The following is a 5,406-nucleotide window of genomic DNA, read 5'->3' as shown; positions in this document are numbered from 1 at the left end:
GTCCGGAACCCCTTGGGTTCCGGACCTTCTTCGTTGCGCAGGGTATCTGCTGCTGACGGGGCTAGACGCCCTTGTCGGCGGCGGTGACTGGCATAACCACTACGCCCGGCTGACGTGAAAGCCTCTTCTCAAGCCACTTGGCGATCGCGGCCAGGATCAGGCACATCCCGACGTACAGGACACCCGCGACGATGGCCGCCGGGATGATCGGGGAACCGTACTGGATCTGACTGCCGAAGTACTTCGCCTGGAAGAGGATCTCGTTGTAAGTCACGATGAACCCGAGCGCGGTGTCCTTGAGGATCACCACCAGCTGGGAGATGATCACCGGGAGCATGGAGCGGATGGCCTGCGGAAGTAGGATGCTGGTCATGACGGCGCTCTTGGGCAGCCCGATCGCGTAGCCGGCCTCGCTTTGTCCGCGCGGCAGGGACTCAATGCCGGCCCGGAAAACCTCGGCCAGGACGGAGCCGTTATAGAGCACCAGCCCCGCGACGACGGCGGTGAACGGCGTGATTCCCTGCACGCCCACGGTGGGCAGGCCGTAGTAGAAGATCATCATGAGGATCAGCAGCGGCACTGCCCGGAAGAGCTCCGTGAAGCCATAGCAGGGAAGACTTATCCACCGGCGGTCCGAGAGGCGGCCGAATGCTAGGAAAACACCCAGGATCAGGCTGAGGACGGCCGCGGTGCCGAATGCGGCCAGCGTGGCCCCGACTGACTGGGCGATGGTCTGTTGCACCAGCGGGAAAGTGAACAGCTGCCATTTCTTGGCTTCGAACTGGCCGCTTTCGGCGAAGCGCAGCACGACGAAGCCGATGATCAGCAGGATCACGAGGGCCGTAAAGACGCCGAAGATCCGGTACCGCGAGCGGGCCTTGGGACCGGGGGCGTCGAAGAGGACTGAACTCATCGGGCGACCTTCCACTTCTGTTCAAGCTTTCGCTGCAGGGCGGAAAGGATGAATACAAGGATGATGAACACCAGCGCGATCCACAGGAGGCCGGTCAACGCCGGTTCGCCGCGCTCGGAGAGGTTTGCCCGGATCGCTCCGGCCTCGAAAACGGAGAAACCCGCAGCAACTGTCGTGTTCTTGAGCAACGCGATGAACACGCTGAACATTGGCGGTATCACGGCGCGGAAGGCCTGCGGCAGGATCACGAGGGTCAGGGTCTGGGTAAACGGCAGCCCGATGGCGCGGGCTGCCTCGGCCTGGCCCACCGGGACCGTGTTAATGCCGGACCGGACGGACTCGGCAACGTAGGTCGCGGTGTAGAGGCTGAGGCCGACGATGGCCGCCGTCATGAAATCTATGGGGACCAGCCCGAGTTTGGGGTAGCCGAGGGCAAAGAAGAAGAGCACCAGGGTCAGCGGGGTGTTGCGGACCACGTTGATGTACAGCGTAGCGGCGGCCCGCATGGCCGGGACGGGTGAGACGCGAAGGGTCGCGACGACGGTGCCGAGGATGAGGGCAAAGATCGCGGAGAAAAAGAAGAGGATGAGCGTGTTCCGGAACCCCGTGACGAAGAGGTCCGAATTGTTCAGCAGCGTATTCACAGAATCGTCGCTTTCGGCAAGTGCTCGGGGGGCGGCCGCCTGGCCGCCCCCCGAACGTTGGTTTAGTAGTTCTCTACTGCGGGCTGCTGGACCTTGGTGCCCGACTGGCCCAGCGTCTGGTCGTAGAGCTTCTGCCAGACGGTGCCGCCGTCGGTGAACGTCTTGTTGATGAACTGACGCAGCGCGGTGTCGCCCTTCTTGAGGCCGACGCCGTACTTCTCAACGGTGAACGGCTGGCCTACCACCTTCAGGCTGTCAGGCTCCTGGGCGGCGTAACCGAGCAGGATGGCCTGGTCGGTGGTGACGGCGTCGACCTGTCCGCTCTTCAGAGCCTCGACGCACTGCGAGTAAGTATCGAACTCGGTGGTCTTGGTGCCCGGAAAATTGGCCTTGATGTTCTGGATCGGCGTGGAACCGGTCGCCGAGCAAACGTTCTTGCCGGACAGGTCCTTCTCGCTGTTGATGGTCGAGTTGTCCTTCTTCACCAGCAGGCCCTGCCCGGTAACGAAGTACGGGCCGGCGAAGTCGATCAGCTGCTTGCGCTTGTCGGTGATGGAGTAGGTGCCGACGTAGTAGTCGATGTCTCCGTTGGTGATCGCCGACTCGCGGTTGGCGGAGGGGATCGGCTTGAACTCGATCTTGTCCTTGCTGATGCCGAGGGAAGCCGCGATCCACTTGGCGATTTCGATGTCGAAACCGGTGTATTCGCCGGTAGCCGCGTCCTTGAAACCAAGTCCGGGCTGGTCCTGCTTGACGCCGATCCGAACTTTGCCGCTGGACTTGATGGCGTCAAACGTCGGGCTGCCGGAAATCGAGACGTTGTCGGCGACCTTGTAGGGCGCCTGATCCGTGCTGGACGGGCTAGCCCCGCCGCCACTTCCGCCACACGCGCTGAGGGAAAGTGCCAGCGCCGCAGTTGCTGCGACGAGCATCGGCTTCTTTCGGGTAAAGAAATTCTTCATCAGATACCTTTCATAGGGTCGGCCGCCTCACGGCGCCCTGGGTGCGAACTCTGCGGAAGTTCAGGAGTGAGGGTAGAAGAGGAGTGGATCAGTGCGTCAGCAGCTTCGACAGGAAGTCCTTGGCGCGGCTGCTCTTGGGGTTGGTGAAGAATTCCTCTGGGCTGGCGTCCTCGACGATCTGCCCGTCGGCCATGAAGACCACCCGGTCGGCCGCCTTGCGGGCGAAGCCCATCTCGTGCGTGACCACGATCATGGTCATGCCCTCCTTGGCCAGCTGGACCATAACGTCAAGGACCTCATTGATCATTTCCGGATCCAAAGCGGAGGTGGGCTCATCGAAGAGCATCACCTTCGGTTTCATGGCCAGGGCGCGGGCAATCGCGACGCGCTGCTGCTGGCCGCCGGAAAGCTGCGCCGGCAATTTAGGCGCCTGGACCCCGACGCCGACCCGTTCCAGCAGCGCCATTGCTTCCTTGTCAGCCGCAGCCTTGGCCACGCCCTTGACTTTGATGGGCCCAAGCGTGACGTTTTCGAGGATCGTTTTGTGCGCGAACAGGTTGAAGGACTGGAACACCATCCCGACGTCGGCGCGCAGCTTGGCCAGTTCCTTGCCCTCGGCGGGCAGCTCCTTGCCGTCGATCTTGATCACGCCGTCGTCGATGGTTTCCAACCGGTTGATGGCACGGCAGAGCGTTGACTTGCCGGAGCCCGAGGGGCCGATGACAACGACGACCTCTCCCTTGCGGACGTTCAGATTGATGTCCTTGAGGACGTGCAGCTGGCCGTAATGCTTGTTCACGGCATTCAGGGAGACGAGGGCATCGCCGGGCACTTGAGTAGTCATAGGAAGAATCTAGCGAACATTAGCCGAGTATGACGCCAATCACTCAGAGTTGGTCCACATCGTGACCCAAGAGATATCCGCAGGCCAGCGTCCTGCTCCGCCGGAATCCGGGCCGAGGCGCAGCGGCGTCGGACCGGAAAATCCGCGCTAGCCTATGGGAATGAGTACCGAACCACAGCCCACTCCAGAGCAGAACCCCGCGGGAACCGCAGGCCCCGGCCGTCGGGATGTCCCGCCAGCCAACGGCATCCGGCATAAGGGGCCTCTGGAGCTGCGGCGCAGGGCGGCGAAGGTGACGATGTCGGACCGGACGCTGCTGGACACCAAGGGCCCCGGCCAGTTTGTACACACCGACCCCTGGCGGGTGCTCAGGATCCAAAGCGAATTCGTGGAAGGCTTCGGCGCGCTCGCCGACCTGGGACCCGCGGTCAGCGTGTTCGGTTCCGCCCGGACCCAGCCGGGCAGCCTCAACTACGAACTGGCCGTCGACGTCGGGCGAAGCCTGGCCGAAGCAGGCCTGGCGGTCATCACCGGCGGCGGGCCGGGATCGATGGAGGGCGCCAACAAGGGTGCGGTACAGGGCAACGGGGTCTCGGTGGGGCTCGGGATTGAACTGCCGTTCGAGCAGGGCATGAACCAGTGGGTGGATCTGGGCATCAACTTCCGCTACTTCTTCGCGCGGAAGACCATGTTCGTGAAGTACGCGCAGGGATTCATCGTGCTGCCGGGCGGCCTCGGCACCCTCGATGAGCTCTTCGAGGCCATGGTCCTGGTCCAGACCCGGAAGGTGACGTCCTTCCCGATCGTGCTGATCGGCACTGCCTTCTGGAACCCGTTGCTGGAGTGGCTCCAGTCCACCCTGGTTGGCGAGGGCATGATGGCGGAGGAGGACCTCGACCTGGTGCAGGTCGTTGACGACCCGGCGCTCGCCGTGGAGCTGATAGTCGAAGGCGCCGCCCGGCACCGCAATCCGACTGGAAACGGGACCAGTGCGAACGGCAGCACGGGGAGCGGCGCCGCCGACAGCAGCCCGCGGGCCTGAACGGCGCGTCCGGCCGGGTCTGGCACGATGGAGCTGTGAGTTTCTTCCTGGTCTTCGTGGCGATCGTGCTGGCCGCCGTCGCCATTCTCGTCGGCACCGACCTGGCGCCGCGGATTTTCCGCCGCCGCACCGCCGAACAGCCCTTCGAGGACGGTTTCGACGAGCCGGTGGCTTCACTGCCGGCCGTCCTGCTCCCCGCTGATGCCAAACCCGCCGACGTCGACCGGATCCGCTTCGCGGTCGGCGTCCGCGGCTACCGGATGGACCAGGTGGACCAGGTTCTCGACGAGTTGCGGGACCAGATTGTCCGGAAAGACGGCGAGATCGCCGCCCTGCGGACTGAGCTGAACAAGCCGCGTCCGGGTCAGCCGCTGCCGGAACGCAAGCCGGCCCCGGACCCGGCCCCGTGAACGGAACGGCCCAGGACGGCCGGACCCTGGCCGTTCGGAGCCGGATCGTTGCCGCCGGTGCCCGCACCGCCCGCTGGCCCTGGTGGCTGCAGCTCGGCAGCCTGTACCTCGCCGCCCGTCTGATCAGCGCCTGTATCTTCATGGCCGCCGCCCTGCAGCAGGGCGTGAATCCGTGGTTTCCGCCGAAGCCGGACTACTGGAACTTCATCAACATCTGGGACGCCCGCTGGTACGCCGAAGTCCTCGGCCACGGCTATCCCGCCGCGCTGCCGCTCGACAACGCGGGCAACGTCCAGGAGAACGCCTGGGCGTTCTACCCGCTCTTCCCGCTGCTGGGCCGTTCCCTGGCCGCGCTGACCGGGATGGCCCCCGCCGCCGCGCTGACGGCCATTGCGATGCTCTCCGGCTTGGCGGCCGCCCTGGTCATCTATCGGGTGTTCCGGTGGCGCGCGTCGCACCGCACGGCGCTGTGGGGCGCGGTGTTCGTGTCCACGTTCCCGGTTTCGCCCGTCCTGCAGGTGCCGTACGCCGAATCGCTGAACCTGCTGCTGCTAGCCGCGGCGCTGCTGCTCGTGGTGCGCCGGCGTTACC

6 protein-coding genes and 1 pseudogene are annotated in these 5,406 nt (G+C 64.6%); 3 read left to right on the top strand and 4 right to left on the bottom strand.

Annotation, left to right across the window (positions count from 1 at the left end; translation table 11 throughout):
* Positions 1 to 61: 61 nt before the first annotated feature.
* The 4 genes from AB4Y86_RS11190 to AB4Y86_RS11175 form a co-directional block, all read right to left on the bottom strand.
* Positions 62 to 913: an amino acid ABC transporter permease gene (locus AB4Y86_RS11190; RefSeq protein ID WP_441402306.1), complete on the bottom strand. Its 852-nt coding sequence runs from the start codon at positions 911 to 913 to the stop codon at positions 62 to 64.
* The gene (locus AB4Y86_RS11185) at positions 910 to 1,557 is read right to left on the bottom strand and encodes an amino acid ABC transporter permease (protein ID WP_441402305.1); all 648 of its coding nucleotides are present in this window, start codon (positions 1,555 to 1,557) and stop codon (positions 910 to 912) included. Before AB4Y86_RS11185 ends, AB4Y86_RS11190 begins: the two co-directional genes overlap by 4 nt.
* A gap of 62 nt (positions 1,558 to 1,619) precedes the next feature.
* Positions 1,620 to 2,519, bottom strand: coding sequence for a glutamate ABC transporter substrate-binding protein (locus AB4Y86_RS11180; protein ID WP_441402304.1), 900 nt, complete (start codon positions 2,517 to 2,519; stop codon positions 1,620 to 1,622).
* 88 nt (positions 2,520 to 2,607) lie between these two features.
* Entirely contained in the window at positions 2,608 to 3,363 is a 756-nt protein-coding gene (locus AB4Y86_RS11175) for an amino acid ABC transporter ATP-binding protein (RefSeq protein WP_441402303.1), read from the bottom strand.
* Positions 3,364 to 3,517: 154 nt separating this feature from the next.
* On the opposite strand from AB4Y86_RS11175, the gene AB4Y86_RS11170 reads away from it, so the two are divergent.
* The 3 genes and pseudogenes from AB4Y86_RS11170 to AB4Y86_RS11160 form a co-directional block, all read left to right on the top strand.
* Positions 3,518 to 4,405 carry a TIGR00730 family Rossman fold protein gene (locus AB4Y86_RS11170; protein WP_441402302.1) on the top strand — a complete coding sequence of 296 codons (888 nt, stop codon included), beginning with the start codon at positions 3,518 to 3,520 and terminating at the stop codon, positions 4,403 to 4,405.
* Between the two features lie 35 nt (positions 4,406 to 4,440).
* Positions 4,441 to 4,815 carry a DivIVA domain-containing protein gene (locus AB4Y86_RS11165; protein ID WP_441402301.1) on the top strand — a complete coding sequence of 125 codons (375 nt, stop codon included), beginning with the start codon at positions 4,441 to 4,443 and terminating at the stop codon, positions 4,813 to 4,815.
* Between the two features lie 26 nt (positions 4,816 to 4,841).
* Positions 4,842 to 5,406, top strand: a pseudogene (locus AB4Y86_RS11160) (hypothetical protein); the annotation flags it as partial.

Source organism: Arthrobacter sp. 2YAF22_2, assembly GCF_052114645.1.
Taxonomy (GTDB): domain Bacteria; phylum Actinomycetota; class Actinomycetes; order Actinomycetales; family Micrococcaceae; genus Arthrobacter.
The sequence above is the reverse complement of the archived record's forward strand: the minus strand, read 5'-3'. Positions and strand labels throughout refer to the sequence as shown.

Coding starts and splice junctions, on each gene's coding strand:
- AB4Y86_RS11180 (WP_441402304.1), bottom strand. CDS start 2,519: ATGAAGAATTTCTTTACCCGAAAGAAGCCGATGCTCGTCGCAGCAACT.
- AB4Y86_RS11190 (WP_441402306.1), bottom strand. CDS start 913: ATGAGTTCAGTCCTCTTCGACGCCCCCGGTCCCAAGGCCCGCTCGCGG.
- AB4Y86_RS11170 (WP_441402302.1), top strand. CDS start 3,518: ATGGGAATGAGTACCGAACCACAGCCCACTCCAGAGCAGAACCCCGCG.
- AB4Y86_RS11175 (WP_441402303.1), bottom strand. CDS start 3,363: ATGACTACTCAAGTGCCCGGCGATGCCCTCGTCTCCCTGAATGCCGTG.